Source organism: Pseudarthrobacter xylosi (assembly GCF_055412765.1).
In genome coordinates, this window is sequence record NZ_JBVAYT010000002.1 from 335854 (window position 1) to 351933 (window position 16080).

Consider the following 16080-nt stretch of genomic DNA (forward strand, 5'->3'; position numbering starts at 1 on the left):
GGACCCCCTTCCGGAAGCCGGAGCTCCCGGGGCTTTGCGGCGGCCATTCGCTGTTTGGTCCAGTACTCGAGGATCTCCTCGCGGGTCTGGGCCGATTTGCTGTGGCTGACGGATCCGTTCCCGGATGCGTCGTCGGGCGAGGTTTTCCTAGGCTGCTGCGGCACTGACGTAGGCCTCTTTGATGACGCTGCCCCAGTACGGGCCGTACATCACGGGTTTCGGGCTGTAGCCGTAACTGTTGATGGAGTTCTGGAACTCGTCGGAGCCGCTGCCAATGAACCACGGGCCGCCCGAAGAGCCGCCGGTCATATCGCACGGGATTCCCTGCGTGCCGAACTGCGGGTTGGTCTTGTCATTGGTAGCGGTGCCGGTGCAGCTCCAAAGCCGCTCGCCGTTGAAGGGGTTGGCGGCGGGGTAGCCGTAGGCGGTGTACCGCAGGCCGCGGGCTTCATTGAATGCCACGCCCGAGCCACCAACGGCGTCCTCCAGCAACGTGCCGTCGTCTTGCGGGTCCATCACGGCAAACCCGGTGTCGTAGCTGATGTCCCCATCCTTGCTCCACTGGGTAGGCGTGAAGTACTCGCCGGCGGTCCACGCGCCGTAGGGGGCCACCCCGTCCTTGTACTGGGGGACAAAGACGAAGTTGGTGGCGAACGTGCCGGGACCCTCGTTGAGGCAGTGTCCGGCCGTGGCAACTGTGCTCTTGTTCGACGCCGACACGACATTTCCGGAGCAGACGTAGTTTTGGCCGCCGAGGGTGAAGAACACCTTGCCGATGTGGGCTACCGGGTCCGCAGGCTGCGCGAGCGTGGGCTTGCCCTTGGTGCCCGTCACCGTGGTTTTGGGCCCCTTCAGCACGCTCGCGGCGCTGGACGACTTACCGCGTTCCAGCGCCCTGCCGGCCAAGACATCACCGGGAATCGCGGCGCGCATGCGGTCTGATGTCCAGTAGTCGGCCGCTCCAGTGCTGTCCGCTGCGGCTCGGGCAACCGAAGTTACAGGTTTTTCGTCCGACGCCGAGGGGGCAGCATGTGCGCCCCCGGCGCCAACCAGCGCAATGATGGCAGCTGCCGAAAGGCTCAGGAAGCTTGTGGACAGGGAGCTGGTTCGCGTCATTGTGGTCCTGTCTAAAACGGATGGGGGCCAGGGACGGCCCGCGGCGTGACCCCTAGAACTTATCCACGCATGACAAATTTGTACATAGTAGTGATGCCCGCCGGTAGGACCCGCGGCGGATGTGGATGACCGCAGACTTGTGCCGCAGCTCTGGCAAAACCGGCGGCCGGAGGGTATTTTTCCTATACAGCACGTCCGATCTGGGCTCCGGACTCTCAGCGAATTGGGGTCCCATCGTGATTGTTTTCTGGAAGTCCGCCCAAAGGTCCGCCGTCAACGGCCGGCATGTAACAGCCGCGGGTGGACAAAGTGCTTCCCCGGATGTTGAGGCCTACGCCGCAGCCGTGCAACTGCGTGACGTAGATCCTGTGCATTCGTTCACGGCGACGGAGGAGCTGCGCCGCCAGGACCTCAAATACGTACAGCTGTGGCCCAGTGACATACCCCGCAAGCGGCGCTGACTGGATCCTCACCTGCGCCGGTGGCTCCCGGAGGTGAAGCGCGACGGCGGCCTGCCGCCACGGGTGCGCACCGCCGTCGGGAGTTCCACCATGCCCCAATCCGCTGTAATGCAGGGCCGTCCGGCCGCCCCGGTACGGTCCAAAGCCCTGTCCTCGGGTAAGTTAAGGGAGGTGAAATAGAACAAATTTCCAAAAAATCAGCCGACCTCCAGGGAGACGCCCGCGCATGTCCAAGATTATCTATACCCACACCGACGAAGCGCCGATGCTGGCTACTTATTCGTTTTTGCCGATCATCGAGGCGTTTGCTTCGACCGCAGGTGTGAAGGTGGAGACCCGTGACATTTCGCTCGCAGGCCGCATCATCTCCGTGTTCGGTGACTACCTCACCCCGGAACAGCAGATCGGTGATGCCCTAGCTGAACTCGGTGAACTGGCGAAGACGCCGGATGCCAACATCATCAAGCTGCCCAACATCAGCGCTTCCATTCCGCAGCTGAAGGCCGCCATCGCCGAGCTGCAGGGCCAGGGCTACAACCTGCCCGACTACCCGGACAACCCCTCCTCGGACGAGGAAACGGCCGTCCGCTCCCGCTACGACAAGATCAAGGGCTCCGCTGTGAACCCGGTCCTGCGCGAGGGAAACTCGGACCGCCGTGCACCGCTGTCCGTCAAGAACTACGCCCGCCAGAACCCCCACTCCATGGGCGCCTGGTCCGCTGATTCCAAGACCAACGTTGCATACATGACGGCTGACGACTTCCGCGCCAACGAGAAGTCCGTGGTCATCGCGTCCGACGGCACCATAGCCATCCAGCTGGTCCGCGAAGACGGCTCGGTCAAGGTCCTGAAGAAGCCGTTCCCCGTGCTGGCCGGCGAAGTCATTGATGGCACCGTCATGCGCGCCGCAGCGCTGGACGAGTTCCTGGCAGCCCAGGTAGCACGCGCCAAGGAAGAGGGCGTTCTCTTCTCCGCCCACCTGAAGGCCACCATGATGAAGGTCTCGGACCCTATCATCTTCGGCCACGTGGTGAAGGCCTACTTCTCCGAACTGTTCGAGACTTACGGCAAGCAGCTGACCGCCGCCGGCCTGAGCCCCAACAACGGCCTGGCCGCCATCCTGAGTGGCCTCGAGGAGCTGCCGGAGGACGTGCGTGAAGGAGTGCAGGCGCTCATCCAGAAGGGCCTCGACGACGGCCCCGCCCTGGCCATGGTGGACTCGGACAAGGGCATCACCAGCCTCAACGTGCCTTCGGACATCATCGTTGACGCTTCCATGCCCGCCATGATCCGCTCCTCCGGCCACATGTGGGGCCCGGACGGCAGGGAAGCCGACACCCTGGCAGTCCTTCCGGACAGCTCCTACGCCGGCATCTACCAGGTTGTCCTGGACGACTGCCGCGCCCACGGCGCCTTCGACCCCACCACCATGGGCACCGTCCCGAACGTCGGCCTGATGGCCCAGGCGGCCGAGGAATACGGCAGCCACGACAAGACATTCGAGATCCAGGAAGCCGGCACGGTCCAGATCGTTGACGGTTCCGGCGCCGTCCTGATCGAACACGAGGTTGCACCCGGTGACATCTGGCGCGCCTGCCAGGCCAAGGATGCCCCCATCCGCGACTGGGTCAAGCTGGCCGTCACCCGCGCCCGCGCCTCCAAAACGCCCGCAGTGTTCTGGCTGGACGAGACGCGCGCGCACGACCGCAACCTCATTGCCAAGGTCAACGAATACCTCAAGGACCACGATACCGAGGGCCTGCAGATCGAAATCATGTCCCCGGTGAAGGCAACGGCCTTCACCCTGGAGCGCATCCGCAAGGGCGAGGACACCATCTCCGTCTCCGGCAACGTGCTCCGCGACTACCTCACGGACTTGTTCCCCATCCTGGAACTGGGCACCAGCGCCAAGATGCTTTCGGTTGTTCCACTGATGAACGGTGGCGGACTCTTCGAGACCGGAGCCGGCGGATCTGCCCCCAAGCACGTCCAGCAGCTGCTCAAGGAAAACCACCTGCGCTGGGACAGCCTGGGCGAATTCCTGGCACTCGCCGTCAGCTTCGAACACCTGGCCACCACCACGGACAACGCCCGTGCGCAGGTCCTGGCAGACACCCTGGACAAGGCCACGGGAACCTTCCTGCTGGAAAACAAGTCCCCGAGCCGCCGCGCCGGCGAGCTGGACAACCGTGGCAGCCACTACTTCCTCGCCCGCTACTGGGCCGAGGAGCTGGCCAAGCAGACCGAGGATGCAGAACTGGCGGCATCGTTCGATGCTGTGGCCAAGGAGCTTTCCTCCAACGAGGACACCATCGTCGGCGAACTGGCCGCGGTACAGGGCTCAGCGGTGGACGTCGGCGGTTACTACCGTCCGGACGAGGCCAAGGCCTCGGCCGTGATGCGCCCGTCCGCCACGCTGAATAAGGTCATTGCGACCCTGAACTAAGCGGAACCGAACCACAGAGGCGGCGCCCCGGGAAACCGGAGCGCCGCCTCTTTCGTCTACTCGATCGCACGGGATGAAGCACAAGTGGGTTAATAACCCAAATGGGCCGCCCGTCCGTCAGTCGTCGCCCTTGCCCTTGCCTTTATTTCCCTTGCCTTCATCAGACGACGGAGATGCAGGTGCGGGGGCCACCTTGGCGGCCTCAGACGCAGCAGCATCCACTTCTGCCTGATTTTGTGCCGCGGCCGCGTCTTCTGAAGCCTTCGCTGCTGCGGCGTCGGCCGCGGCCTTGGCCACCGTCAGGTCTGCGCGGACAGCAGCAGCGGCCGTGGTGATGCTGCGCCGGCGTTCCTCCGTAACCTGTCCGCTCCCCGCAGCGGACGCGAGATCGGCCTCGAGGCTATCCAAGGCTGCCAGTCCGCCGGGCAAGTCGTTGACGGCCGCGGCCTGGCTGACGAGGAGGACCCGTTGCTGGAGTTGGCGGGCGGCATCACGTTGAAGGCCGGTCTCAGCCGGGCCGCACGCTGCCAACGAACCGGCAAGCAGAACCGCTGTGGCAGCTGTGAGGCTGTGGGCTGCCGCGGAACGCCAAGGGTGATTCTGTGCACTGCTCATGGTTTTACGCTCTCCTGAAGTTCCTTGAGGTGGTCGCCCAGGGTGCCGGTGACGGCTGGGTAAGGAACGACGTCGGGCGTTGGCTGAGGTGCCAGGCTGACGGTCAGCGCCGTTGCGGCTGCTCCGGCGGCGAGAACGCCCAAGGCGACGACCGTCCAGAACCGCCGTCCGGTGTGGCGGAGACGGGACACGTCCGGGACCCAGCTGCGCGGGTCGGAATGGCGTGTGGCGTCCCGTTGGGTCTTGCTGGCCCGGACTACCGGCAGGTCTGATTTCGCGGTGATGACGATGGACGGCGCCCTGAATGGCATGGCGGGGAGTACTCGGGTTGCCTCCGGTTCGAGCTCGCCCGGTGCTGACACGGGTGACACCAGGGCCTGACGCAGAACGGATTCAACGTCGGTCGCGACGGGACGTTCCAGCGGGTCGATGGCAGTCATGGAACGGATCAGATCGGCCCACTCCGCCGGAAGGTCAGCAGGGATCTCGGGTGTCCGGTGCAACCTGGCCACTGCGGATTCAACTGCGCTGCCCGGGAACTCAACGGTCTGCTTGACGCATTCCAGGAGAACCAGACCCAGCGAGTAGATGTCAGTGGCGGGCGACAACGGAGAACCCATGGCCTGCTCCGGACTGAGATAAGCGGCCGTCCCCACCATGGTTCCCGTAGCGGTCAGCCGGGCTGCGTCCGCGATCCTGGCGATGCCAAAATCCGTGAGTTTGGGGCGCAAAGGCTCGCCCGGACGGATCTGCACAAGCAGGATGTTTCCGGGCTTGATGTCGCGGTGGATGATGCCCAGGCTGTGCACGTAGGCCAGCGCGTCAGCTACGCCCGCCCCGATGACTGCAAGCTCGTCCAGGGGCACCGCACTGTGCCTGATCCGGCTGCGGAGGTCCTGGCCCTCCACGAGTTCCATGGTCAGGAACAGGCGAGGTTCGTCCAGGACACGGGTATCGATCCCTGCGTCGAACAGCGTGACCAGGCTGGGATGGTTGAGCGTTGCCAGCAGCTGGATTTCGGATTCCTGGCGCCTGAGCTCATTGGCATCCGGTTCCTGTGGGGCGAAGAGCTTCAGGGCGACATCCCTGCCCAGGTTTTCGTCCCGGGCGCGGTAGACGGATGACATGCCGCCGCGGCCGATGATGTCCGCCAGCCGATAGCGTCCGCCGAGCACTTCATTCTCAATGGAGCTAGGCGAATCCGCCACCATGACCAGTTCCTCCCGGTGCGCTGCGGCACTATTCTTCCCCAATAATAACGGCCGGTAGGGCGTTCCTTAAGCCGTTTGCCGGCACGCCGACGGCCCGGCTGGGAAGTCATGGAGACCTTCCCGGCCGGACCTCCGGTCACAGGGACAAGTGCTGGTAGTTGAGCTCTCCGGTGGCCGCCTTCTCTCGAAGCTGGCTATGCCGCCAACGGCCGAGCCGGTGCGTATGCGTTTTTAGTTGTCGCCGCCCGTTGAGGGCGGCGTCCACTTAGGCCTTCCGGCGACGCTTGAGCATCAGCAGCCCGGCAAGCAGCAGGATCAGGGCGAGCGGAAGCAATGACGCATCCATGCCCGTCTTGGCCAGTGTGGCGGTGCCGCCCTGGCCCGAGGTGTTGCCTGTGGTGCTGCCCTTGGTGTTCATCGCTGAAGACACCGAACCGGTGGTGGTGCCGGCGGGAAGAACAGTGATGCCGGTCGTGCCAGATCCCGTGGTGCCGTCAGTTCCCGTTCCCGGGTCCGTGGTGTCCGTGTTCCCTGTTGTGCCAGTTCCCGGATCCGTCGTGTCAGTGCCGGGCGTTTCCGTACCTGGCGTTTCAGTGCCCGGGGTTCCGGTACCGGGGGTTTCAGTACCCGGCGTTTCAGTACCCGGGGTTCCACAGCCGTCGGTGCCGCCGCCGATGACGACGCATGCATCAAGATCAACATTCACGTCATCAAGGACGCCGTCGGTGCCGCCGAGGACGCCATCACCGAGGCCGAGGCCCAGGTCAATGTCGGCTACGACGACGGCAGTGGTGCCGTTGCCGTTGGTGCCGCCGAGGAGGTTGTCCCCGAGGTTGACGTCGACCACTGCGGCGACGTCGGAGGTGGTGTTGCTGTTGGTGTTGCCGAGGAGGTTGTCCCCGAGGTTGACGTCGACCACTGCGGCGACGTCGGCGGTGGTGTTGCCGGTGTCGTTGCTGTTGGTGTTGCCGAGGGGGTTGTCCCCGAGGTTGACGTCGACCACTGCGGCGACGTCGGCGGTGCCGGTGCCGGTGCTGTTGGTGTTGCCGAGGAGGTTGTCCCCGAGGTTGACGTCGACCACTGCGGTGACGTCGGCGGTGGTGTTGCCGGTGCCGTTGCTGTTGGTGTTGCCGAGGGGGTTGTCCCCGAGGTTGACGTCGACCACTGCGGCGACGTCGGCGGTGGTGTTGCCGGTGCCGTTGCCGTTGGTGTCGCCGAGAAGTCCGTCGCCGAGGCCAAGATTGACGTCGACTACAGCAGCGACATCCGCAGTATCCGGCTGCGTTGGGCCACCCAGCAGACCCAACGACGTCGTGTCAACGGATGCCGCGGCTGAGACCAGGGCGGATGCGGAAAGGTCCGGTCCGTTCGTTGTGTCCGCGGCGCTGGCTGCGGTGGCGCCGAAGGCGAGTAGCCCGCCGGCAAAGAGGGTGCTGAGCAGCCCCCTGCGAAGGTTGCAATTCATGATGTTTTCTCCTGAGAAGTTGATTTGGGGCGCCGGTCAGCGCCTGGAGGCCGTGTTCTGCCCATGAAGAAGGGCAGGAGGGCTCAACTAGTCAGGTGAGGAACCGGGGTCGAACGACACCGGTGACGGGGCATGATCAGGTGATCCGCTGACGGGGAAGGCCCCCAGGAGCGGCACGTTGAAAACGATCTCGTCCAACAAGGCGGCAGAGCCTGAGGCGCCGGAGGGCGAGGCGCCGCTCCCTGCGCCCGAAACAGGTCCTGCCGGGGCCGGAGCCGCGGGCGTGGAAGGATCGGTGGTCCAAGGGCTTTCTGCCGGGACTGCTTGCATTTCTGTACCGGCGGGAACCGGCAGCGACAACGTTCCCGTGACGGCATGCAAGTTGGCGGCAGTGCCGGGGGAGTTCGTGACGGTATCCGTTGTGACGTGCCCTGCTGCAGCGGGGGCGTGCGTGACCGCCGAGATATCGCCGGCAACGGCAATCTCTTCAAGCGGCAGCACCCCGGGCAGCGTGACTGGTGTGGACGGAACGGTCGCATCTACCAGGTCCACTACGGGCTTCAGGACAGGCTCAAGAACCGGTGCAGCGTCGGTGAGGGGCGGGGTGACTGTCTCAACCAGGTCATCTGCAGCGGTATCCACCACTGCGGCAATCGGGACAGCCACGGACGTGACGGTGCCCGCCGGAACCACGCTCTTCACCACAGGGACCGCGGCGATCAGCTGATCCGCTGTGCCCGCCACGTTGCCCACTACGGGCTGGAGGAGTCCGGTGGGTGAAGGAGCCGGCGAAGCGGCCTCAAGAATGGGAGAGACGGCACCGGTCAACGGCGCGGTCAGGGACGAAACCGATGAATTCACGCCGCCCTGAAGGGACCCGGAATCCCTCGAAGTGTCTGCCGTTGCGGCGTACGCGGAAAGTGTCAGCCAGGTAGCGGTTACCGCACCTGCGAGGAGCAGCGGCCGGAGCGCACGCCACGGCGATCGAACTTTAGCCATGCGTACCACCCCCAGTACCGTTGAGACCTACGATTTCATCAGCGTAAGACTCCTGCGTGGAGCAAGTCTAGTGAAATGGAAAATAAATCCAGCATACTTACTAATTTGTCACTCACCCATCGATAACCGAATGGCAAGTGTCAATCTCGTTTACAAAAAGTCATGGTCCCGAAACGGGAAGAATCCGGCAATTCAGTGGGCATCGTTCGGGTAGCTGACGCCCAGTTGCCCGCGTACTCCGTCAAAGAGCCGCATGGTTTTGATGGAATCCTCCAGCGGCATGACAGGGCTCTCGGTCAGACCTTGTTGGATGCAACGGGTCACCTCGCGCAGTTCGTAGGTGTAGCCGAGGCCGACGACGTCGAACGTCTCGGTGCGTAGCCCTTCCCGGCCGATGCCGATCACCAGCTCCCGCGGGTTGTTAATGGAACCAACACTCTGGAGATAACCCAGGCTGCCCGCCACGGTGGCCGTCCGGGGACCGTAGGCCAGGAGCGAGGACGTCAGCTGGGCCTGGGCGCCATGGTGGTAGCCGAGGGTCAGTGCGTTCTGCGCGTCAACGCCGTCGTCATTGATGAAGCCCGTGGCACTAACCGTTTGCGGGAACCCCAGCGTTCCTACTGCCCACAGCAGCGGGTAAACGGAGATGTCCAGGAGGGCGCCGCCACCATCCTGCCGGGCCCACAGCCTGGACGTCGGGGAATACGGCGCGGGAAAGCCCAGGTCAGCGGTCACCCAGTGCACGTCCCCGAGCTCCCCGGACGCGGCGATCTCGAACGCCCGCTGCATGCCCGGGAGGAAGCGGGACCACACGGCCTCCATGAGGAAGAGCTTCCGTTCACGGGCAAGATCGACGAGCTCGCTCGCTTCCCTGGCATTGATGGTGAACGCCTTTTCGCACAGGACGTGCTTGCCCGCATTGAGCGCAGCGAGCACAATCTCGTGGTGCTGGGCATGCGGCGTGGCGACATAGACGACGTCCACCGACTCATCGGTGAGCAGCCGCTGGTAGCCGGGCACGCCGTCGTCGTCCCCGTATGCCTTGGCGAAACCGTAGTCCGTAGCGAAACTCTCCGCTGTGCCCTGTGAGCGGGAACTGACGGCGTAGAGCTCGGCGTCAGAAAGCAGGGCCAGGTCCTGCGAGACCGACCGTGCGATCCCGCCGGTGGCTATGAGGCCCCACCGCAGGCGTTTTCCCGTGGCGGACCGGGGATCCTGGTCGGACTGACTGGACAGCCACGGTGTGGCAATGGGCGCACTCATGGTGACCATCCTCTCATCCAGTACTACTTCGGTCGTCAGACCCGGACGCGCGCCGGTTCTTCCGTCAGCCTGCCCTGCTGGAGCCTGAAGCGGCGGTCCGTCTTGTTGGCCAGCGCCTTGTCGTGGGTGACCACGAGGATGGTGGTGTTGTGGTCACGGCTGAGCGAGCTGAGCAGTTCGATGATGTGGTCGCCGGTCTGTTCGTCCAGGTTGCCGGTGGGCTCGTCCGCAAGGATCAGTTTGGGTTCGTTGGCCAGCGCCCGGGCGATCGCCACACGCTGCTGCTCGCCGCCAGACAGCCGGTTGACGCGCCGCACCTGTTTCTCCGGGTCCAGCTGCACCTGTTCCAGCAGGTCCATCGCCCGCCGCCGGCGCTCAGCCCTGCGCACGCCAGCGAACTCCATGGGCAGCATGACGTTGTCCATCGCCGAAAGGTTGGGGATCAGGTTGAACTGCTGGAAAACGAACCCGATGTCCCGGCGTCGGTACTCGGTCAGCTTGCCGTCCGGCATCCCGGCCAGGCTCACGCCGTTGACGACGACGTCGCCGCTGGTGGGTTTGTCCAGCGCACCCAGGAGGGACAACAGTGTGCTCTTGCCGCTGCCGCTCTTGCCGACGATGGACGCCGTAGTGCCCTGCTCCAGAACAAAACTGACGTCGTTGACCGGCTTGATGGTGCGGTCACCGGAGTTGAAAGTGCGGACCAGGTTCTTGACTTCAATCATGGCTATTCTCCTCGCAGGACTTCGATGGGACGGATGCGTGCCGTGAGCAGTGCAGGGACCAGCGCGCCGATGATGGCCACGCCGAACACCGCTGCGATTCCGGCGGCGATGACGCCGGGGGAGGCGCTGGCGGTGACCGATGTCAGCAGCTGGGAAGCGCCGCCGAAGGGGCTCCCGGGGGGAAGGCCAGCTCCGCCGGGGAAGCCCGTACCGCCGCCCGGGAAGCCAGCACCCCCGGCCACAGCGGCCCCGCGACCGGTGGTGGTGGCCGCCGTCGTGGTGGTGTTAGTGCTGATCAGTGCGGAAGCGATGCCTCCGCTGGCAAAGGACGCGACGGCGGCGCCCACCGCGCTGCCCATGGCTACCAGTACCAGCGCCTCCAGCACGAACTGCAGGCCGATGGTGCGGTTGGGGGCTCCGATCGCCTTCAGGACACCGATTTCCCGGCGGCGTTCGCGGACCAGCATGACCATGATCAGCAGGATGATCAGACCGGCCGTGCCCAGGGCTGCGACGAAGGCGATGAACGAGATGTTCTTGACGCTGCCGAGGGAGCTGACGGCGGACTCCAGGTTCTGGCCCTGGGTGACGTCGGCCTTGTCCGTGCCGAGGGCGGACTCGAGCGCGGTCTTGGCGGTTTGGAGGTTTTCCATGCTGTCCACGGTGACGATCATCGATGAGAGCTCGCCCGGCAGTGCAGCGACGGTCTGCGCCGTGGGCAGGGTCAGGTACAGGGCGTTATTGCCGAACGTGGTACCTGAATCGAAGAGACCGCTCACCGTGAACGTCTGGTCCTTGATGGTGAACGTGGAACCGATGGCCAGGTTGTTCTTCTCTGCCAGCGTAGTTCCCAGGAGGGCACTGTCTGACTCAGCCATGTAGTCGCCCAGTCCGGTGCCTTCGGTGATGGTCAGTGCCTTGCCGGTGCTGTCCACCTCGCCGCCGATTCCGGTTGCGGTGATGGGAAGCGAGCGCACGGGCTGCGCGGTGGTGGTTGAGGTGGTGCCATTCGCGGCCTGGTTCCGGCCACCGAGGGTGCCCGCATCGATAGCCGCCGTGAGGCTGGTGGTTAACGTAGTGGCATTCTGTCCGCCGGGACCGCCCTGGCCGCCGCCGGGGCCAGCCTGGGTGCCGGCCGCCGTCTGCGCGGCGGCTTCGGCAGCGTTCCGCAGCCTGAGTGCGCTGGTTCCGACGACGGAACTGACGTTGGGGACGGCCGCAGCGGTGGCGGCCTGCTCGGCAGTCAGGGGTTCGCCGCCGCCTTCAAAGCCTTGGCCGCCGGCCGGGTTGACGGTCAGGACGGTCCCGACGGACGCGTTCAGCTCCTGGACTTTGGCTCCGACGGCCTGGTTGGCCACCAGCATGGCCAGGGCAAGTCCGATTGCGACGGCCAGGACTGCCACCACCGCAGCTGTTCGGACCTTGTTTCTGAAGGCATTGCCAACACTCCGGGCAAGGACGCTCACTGTACTCCTAGGATCTGGGGCCGGCGGAAGGCCGGCATCTGCTCCTACCCTCGCGTCCGGGCCTGTGCAGGACGACGGCCGAAGCTGTGTTTGTGCTGTGAAACGCCGCGGGACGTGAGAGAGCGTTGGCTAAAAGCCTGCATTAAGTGAGAGAGCGTTGGGACGCGGAATGCCCCGGCTCCCTGTGGGGAGCCGGGGCATTCTTTGTAAACCGGTGGACCGCGTTGCTTGGACCGCGTGCTTAGTCCGCGTTATTTGGTCAGCGGGCCCAGTACCGGATCGTCCGCGTAGGCCGTCTTCACGTTGGCGGCGGTCACGATGACCGGCGGCAGCAGGAAGGCGGGTACGGTCTTCACCGTGTTGTTGTAGGACTTGTCATCGTTGACTTCAGGCTTCTTGCCCGCCTGGAGGTCCTTGACCATAACGATCGCGTGCTCAACGAGCTTGCGGGTGTCCTTGTTGATGGTGGAGTACTGCTCGCCGGCAAGGATGGACTTCACGGACTCAACTTCGGAGTCCTGGCCGGTGATGATCGGGAGCGGCTTGCCGGCAGCCTTGACTGACGTCAGGACAGCGCGGGCCAGGGTGTCGTTCGGGGACAGGACGCCGTCCAGGGAAGCCGTGCCGTAGCTGCCGGTGAGCAGCGTGTCTGCACGGCGCTGGGCATTCTCAGCCTTCCAGCCCTGGGTAACAGCCTGTTCGAAGGAAACCTGGCCGGAAAGAACCTTGAGTGTCCCGTCGTCGATTTTCGGCTTCAGGACGCTCATGGCGCCGTCGAAGAAGACCTTGGCGTTGGCGTCGTCGGGGGACCCGGCGAACAACTCGATGTTGTACGGTCCGGATGCCTTCTTGGCCTTCATCCCGTCGAGCAGGGCCTGGCCCTGGAGGACACCGACCTTGAAGTTGTCGTAGGCCACGTAGTAGTCCACGTTCGCGGTGTTCAGCAGGAGGCGGTCATAGGCGATGATCGTCGCGCCGGAGTCCTTGGCCTGCTTCAGCTGCGTTCCCAGCTGCGCGCCGTCGATGGCACCAACGATGATGACCTTGGCGCCCTTGGTGATCATGGCGCTGATCTGGTTCTGCTGCTCTGAGACGCCGCCGTTGGCGAACTGTACATCCGCCTTGAAGCCGGCGCTGGAGAGCCCGTCGTTGAACAGTTTCTCCGCCAGGACCCAGTTTTCACTGGTCTTCTGGGGAAGTGCGACGCCGATGGACGAGCTTTGTTCGAAGCCGCCGGCGCCCTCGCTGGACCCGCCGGTGGTGCCGGTGTCGGAGCGGCCGCAGGCTGTCAGCGCCAGTGCCGCAATAGCAGCAACAGCTGCAGCCTTTCCTGCTTTACCAATCATTCGCATTGTTGTTTCTCTTTCTTTGATGTGGTGTGAGTTGCAAAGGTGTTGACGGTCAGGCTTCCCTGGAGATGGCTTCCTTGGTGGAAGTGGTCTCGTCGGGCTGGAGGGGGTTCGACGGGCCGGTGCCGGAGTTGCGGCTGAAGTTCTTGGTCATCATGCCGATGATGGACTTCTTACCCTGGGTCTTGTTGTAGACGTCGAACGCGACGGCGATGAGCAGGACCAGGCCCTTGATGATCTGGGTGAGGTCCGCACCAACGCCCAGGAGCTGCAGGCCGTTGTTCAGGACTGCCATGACCAGGCCTCCGATGATGGACCCGATCACGGTGCCCACACCGCCAGTCACAGCGGCGCCGCCGATGAACACAGCCGCGATGGCGTCCAGTTCCCAGCCCACGCCGTCGAACGGGCCTGAAGCCGTGGAGCGTCCCACGAAGATCATGCCGGCGAGGCCGGCAAGGATGGACATGTTCATCATGACCAGGAAGTTGACCTTCTTGGACTGGACGCCGGAGAGTTCGGCCGCGTGGCGGTTGCCACCCACGGCGTAAATGTGGCGGCCCACCACCGTCTTGGCGGAAACAAACCCGTAGATGATGACCAGGACGGCGAGGATCAGGCCGGGGATGGGGAAGGAGGTGCCCGGACGGCCGGTGGCGAAGAGGTACGTTGCGTACAGGATCGCGGCGCAGACCAGGACGAGCTTGAGGACAACCACCCAGGTCTCCGGCACTTCGGCGCCCAGGGCCTTCGCGGTGCGTCGGCTGCGGATTTCACTGACGATCACGAAGGCGACGGCAGCGAGGCCGATCAGAAGCGTCAGGTTGTTGTAGCCGGTTCTCGGTCCCACCTCCGGGAGGTAGCCGGAGCCGAGGAACTGGAAGTCATTGGGCACCGGGATGGTGTTGGACTTGCCCACAAACTGGTTAAAGCCGCGGAACAGCAGCATGCCTGCCAGTGTGACGATGAACGCGGGGATGCCCACATACGCCGTCCATAGCCCTTGCCAGGCTCCGATCAGCGCCCCGAGCAGCAGGCCGAGAAGCACGCCCGCGTACCAGGGGATGCCCCAGTCCCGGATGGCAAGGGCGACCGTGACACCGACAAATGCGGCGACCGAACCGACGGAGAGGTCGATGTGGCCGGCGATAATGACCAACACCATGCCGATGGCCAGGATCAGGATATAGGAGTTTCCGTTGAAGAGGTTGATGACGTTGCCCGGGGTGAGCGTGCGGCCCTCAGTGGTGATCTGGAAGAAGACGATCAGCGCGACCAGGGCGAAGATCATCCCGAATTGGCGGGTGTTGCCGCCAAAAAGCTTCTTAAGCGCGTTCATTGTTTCAGTCCTCGTATCTGGAAGGATCTGGAGAATTCCAGAGGGTCAGGCGGCTTTGCGGGCGGAGGTCATAAGTTTCATCAGGCTTTCCTGGCTCGCTTCCTCTTTGTTCAGGACACCGGTGATGGCGCCTTCGAAGATGGTGTAGATCCGGTCCGAGAGGCCCAGCAGTTCGGGCAGTTCCGAAGAGATCACGATGACGCCCTTGCCCTGGTTGGCGAGCTCCTGGATGATGCCGTAGATCTCGTACTTGGCCCCGACGTCGATGCCGCGGGTGGGCTCGTCCAGGATCAGCAGGTCCGGGTCCGTGAACATCCACTTCGCCAGGACCACCTTTTGCTGGTTTCCGCCGGAGAGCTTGGCCACGCCTTCCTCGACGGACGGTGTTTTGGTACGCAGCGACTTCCGGTACTGCTCGGCCACAGTGAATTCCGCATTGGTGTCCACCACGCTGTTGTGGCTGATCTTCTTCAGGTTGGCCGAGACAGTGGTGGTCTTGATGTCATCGAGGAGGTTCAGTCCCAGCGACTTCCGGTCCTCGGTGACGTACCCCAGGCCGGCATCGATGGCCTGGCGGACTGACTTGAGCGTGACTTCTTTGCCGTCCTTGTAGATGCGCCCGTTGATGAACCGGCCGTAGGACCGGCCAAACACCGACCGCGCCAGCTCGGTGCGTCCGGCGCCCATCAGCCCGGCGAACCCGACAATCTCGCCGCGGCGGACATGGAAATTCGAACCCTTGCAGACCAGGCGGTCCTGGATGGCGGGGTGTCCCACGGTCCAGTCCTTCACCTCGAAGAACACGTCGCCGATCTTGGGGGTGTGGTCGGGGAAACGGGACTCCAGGGCCCGGCCCACCATGCCCTTGATGATGCGGTCCTCGTCGACGCCGTCGGCCTTGACATCGAGGGTTTCGATCGCCTTGCCGTCCCGGATGATGGTGATGGAATCGGCGATCTGTTCGATCTCGTTGAGCTTGTGGGAAATGATGATCGACGTGATGCCTTTGCCCTTGAGGCCCAGCATCAGGTCCAGGAGGTGCTGGGAATCGGATTCGTTCAGCGCTGCGGTTGGCTCGTCCAGGATGAGGATCTTGACCGACTTGTTCAGCGCCTTGGCGATTTCCACCAGCTGCTGCTTGCCGACGCCAATCTCCTTGATGGGGGTGTCCGGGTTTTCCCTGAGTCCCACCCGGGCCAGCAGTTCGGTAGACCGGAGGCGCGCCTCCGCCCAGTTGATGACGCCCCGCTTGGTCGGTTCGTTGCCCAGGAAGATGTTCTCCATGATGGAGAGCTCCGGGATCAAGGCCAGTTCCTGGTGGATGATCACGATGCCGGCCGCCTCGCTCGCCCGGATGTCCTTGAACTGCTGGACCTCGGTCTGGTACACGATGTCGCCCTCGTAGCTGCCGAACGGGTAAACGCCGGAGAGCACCTTCATCAGTGTGGACTTGCCGGCGCCGTTTTCGCCGCAGATCGCGTGGATCTCGCCGGCCTTGACCCTAAGGCTCACTTCCGACAAGGCCTTGACGCCGGGAAACTCCTTGGTGATGGAGCGCATCTCCAGGATGACCGGGTCAGTGTGCGTGGTGTAGGACGTCATTTGCCCTTACGCCTCCAATGCAT

13 protein-coding genes are annotated in these 16080 nt (G+C 64.1%); 2 read left to right on the forward strand and 11 right to left on the reverse strand.

What is annotated here, in order from left to right; all coding sequences use genetic code 11:
- Positions 1 to 147: 147 nt before the first annotated feature.
- Positions 148 to 1116, reverse strand: coding sequence for a trypsin-like serine peptidase (locus tag ACZY1F_RS05640; protein WP_463940731.1), 969 nt, complete (start codon positions 1114 to 1116; stop codon positions 148 to 150).
- Between the two features lie 125 nt (positions 1117 to 1241).
- Between ACZY1F_RS05640 and ACZY1F_RS05645 the strand changes: the two genes are divergently transcribed.
- Positions 1242 to 1577, forward strand: a complete 336-nt coding sequence (locus tag ACZY1F_RS05645; RefSeq protein WP_463940732.1) for a hypothetical protein — start codon at positions 1242 to 1244, stop codon at positions 1575 to 1577.
- A 226-nt stretch (positions 1578 to 1803) separates the two neighbouring features.
- Entirely contained in the window at positions 1804 to 4023 is a 2220-nt protein-coding gene (locus ACZY1F_RS05650) for an NADP-dependent isocitrate dehydrogenase (RefSeq protein ID WP_463940734.1), read from the forward strand.
- Between the two features lie 117 nt (positions 4024 to 4140).
- Here ACZY1F_RS05650 and ACZY1F_RS05655 read toward each other — a convergent pair whose 3' ends face one another.
- From ACZY1F_RS05655 to mmsA, 10 genes are all read right to left on the reverse strand, one after another.
- Positions 4141 to 4638 (reverse strand): hypothetical protein, encoded by a 498-nt coding sequence (locus tag ACZY1F_RS05655; protein WP_463940736.1) that lies wholly within the window; start codon positions 4636 to 4638, stop codon positions 4141 to 4143.
- Positions 4635 to 5849, reverse strand: a complete 1215-nt coding sequence (locus tag ACZY1F_RS05660; RefSeq protein WP_463940738.1) for a serine/threonine-protein kinase — start codon at positions 5847 to 5849, stop codon at positions 4635 to 4637. Before ACZY1F_RS05660 ends, ACZY1F_RS05655 begins: the two co-directional genes overlap by 4 nt.
- Before the next feature lie 265 nt (positions 5850 to 6114).
- Positions 6115 to 7314: an LPXTG cell wall anchor domain-containing protein gene (locus ACZY1F_RS05665; RefSeq protein ID WP_463940740.1), complete on the reverse strand. Its 1200-nt coding sequence runs from the start codon at positions 7312 to 7314 to the stop codon at positions 6115 to 6117.
- A gap of 87 nt (positions 7315 to 7401) precedes the next feature.
- Positions 7402 to 8313 (reverse strand): hypothetical protein, encoded by a 912-nt coding sequence (locus tag ACZY1F_RS05670; protein WP_463940742.1) that lies wholly within the window; start codon positions 8311 to 8313, stop codon positions 7402 to 7404.
- 192 nt (positions 8314 to 8505) lie between these two features.
- The gene (locus ACZY1F_RS05675) at positions 8506 to 9576 is read right to left on the reverse strand and encodes a Gfo/Idh/MocA family protein (protein ID WP_463940743.1); all 1071 of its coding nucleotides are present in this window, start codon (positions 9574 to 9576) and stop codon (positions 8506 to 8508) included.
- A gap of 35 nt (positions 9577 to 9611) precedes the next feature.
- Positions 9612 to 10301: an ABC transporter ATP-binding protein gene (locus tag ACZY1F_RS05680; RefSeq protein ID WP_463940745.1), complete on the reverse strand. Its 690-nt coding sequence runs from the start codon at positions 10299 to 10301 to the stop codon at positions 9612 to 9614.
- A 2-nt stretch (positions 10302 to 10303) separates the two neighbouring features.
- On the reverse strand, positions 10304 to 11767 hold the full coding sequence (locus ACZY1F_RS05685) for an ABC transporter permease (protein ID WP_463940746.1): 1464 nt from the start codon (positions 11765 to 11767) through the stop codon (positions 10304 to 10306).
- 251 nt (positions 11768 to 12018) lie between these two features.
- The gene (locus ACZY1F_RS05690; protein ID WP_463940747.1) at positions 12019 to 13119 is read right to left on the reverse strand and encodes a substrate-binding domain-containing protein; all 1101 of its coding nucleotides are present in this window, start codon (positions 13117 to 13119) and stop codon (positions 12019 to 12021) included.
- A 49-nt stretch (positions 13120 to 13168) separates the two neighbouring features.
- The gene (gene mmsB / locus ACZY1F_RS05695; protein WP_463940748.1) at positions 13169 to 14455 is read right to left on the reverse strand and encodes a multiple monosaccharide ABC transporter permease; all 1287 of its coding nucleotides are present in this window, start codon (positions 14453 to 14455) and stop codon (positions 13169 to 13171) included.
- A gap of 45 nt (positions 14456 to 14500) precedes the next feature.
- Positions 14501 to 16057, reverse strand: coding sequence for a multiple monosaccharide ABC transporter ATP-binding protein (gene mmsA, locus ACZY1F_RS05700; RefSeq protein ID WP_463940749.1), 1557 nt, complete (start codon positions 16055 to 16057; stop codon positions 14501 to 14503).
- Positions 16058 to 16080: the final 23 nt, after the last annotated feature.

Coding starts and splice junctions, on each gene's coding strand:
- mmsB (WP_463940748.1), bottom strand. CDS start 14,455: ATGAACGCGCTTAAGAAGCTTTTTGGCGGCAACACCCGCCAATTCGGG.
- mmsA (WP_463940749.1), bottom strand. CDS start 16,057: ATGACGTCCTACACCACGCACACTGACCCGGTCATCCTGGAGATGCGC.
- ACZY1F_RS05650 (WP_463940734.1), top strand. CDS start 1,804: ATGTCCAAGATTATCTATACCCACACCGACGAAGCGCCGATGCTGGCT.
- ACZY1F_RS05680 (WP_463940745.1), bottom strand. CDS start 10,301: ATGATTGAAGTCAAGAACCTGGTCCGCACTTTCAACTCCGGTGACCGC.
- ACZY1F_RS05655 (WP_463940736.1), bottom strand. CDS start 4,638: ATGAGCAGTGCACAGAATCACCCTTGGCGTTCCGCGGCAGCCCACAGC.
- ACZY1F_RS05640 (WP_463940731.1), bottom strand. CDS start 1,116: ATGACGCGAACCAGCTCCCTGTCCACAAGCTTCCTGAGCCTTTCGGCA.
- ACZY1F_RS05675 (WP_463940743.1), bottom strand. CDS start 9,576: ATGAGTGCGCCCATTGCCACACCGTGGCTGTCCAGTCAGTCCGACCAG.
- ACZY1F_RS05665 (WP_463940740.1), bottom strand. CDS start 7,314: ATGAATTGCAACCTTCGCAGGGGGCTGCTCAGCACCCTCTTTGCCGGC.
- ACZY1F_RS05670 (WP_463940742.1), bottom strand. CDS start 8,313: ATGGCTAAAGTTCGATCGCCGTGGCGTGCGCTCCGGCCGCTGCTCCTC.
- ACZY1F_RS05690 (WP_463940747.1), bottom strand. CDS start 13,119: ATGCGAATGATTGGTAAAGCAGGAAAGGCTGCAGCTGTTGCTGCTATT.
- ACZY1F_RS05645 (WP_463940732.1), top strand. CDS start 1,242: ATGACCGCAGACTTGTGCCGCAGCTCTGGCAAAACCGGCGGCCGGAGG.
- ACZY1F_RS05660 (WP_463940738.1), bottom strand. CDS start 5,849: ATGGTGGCGGATTCGCCTAGCTCCATTGAGAATGAAGTGCTCGGCGGA.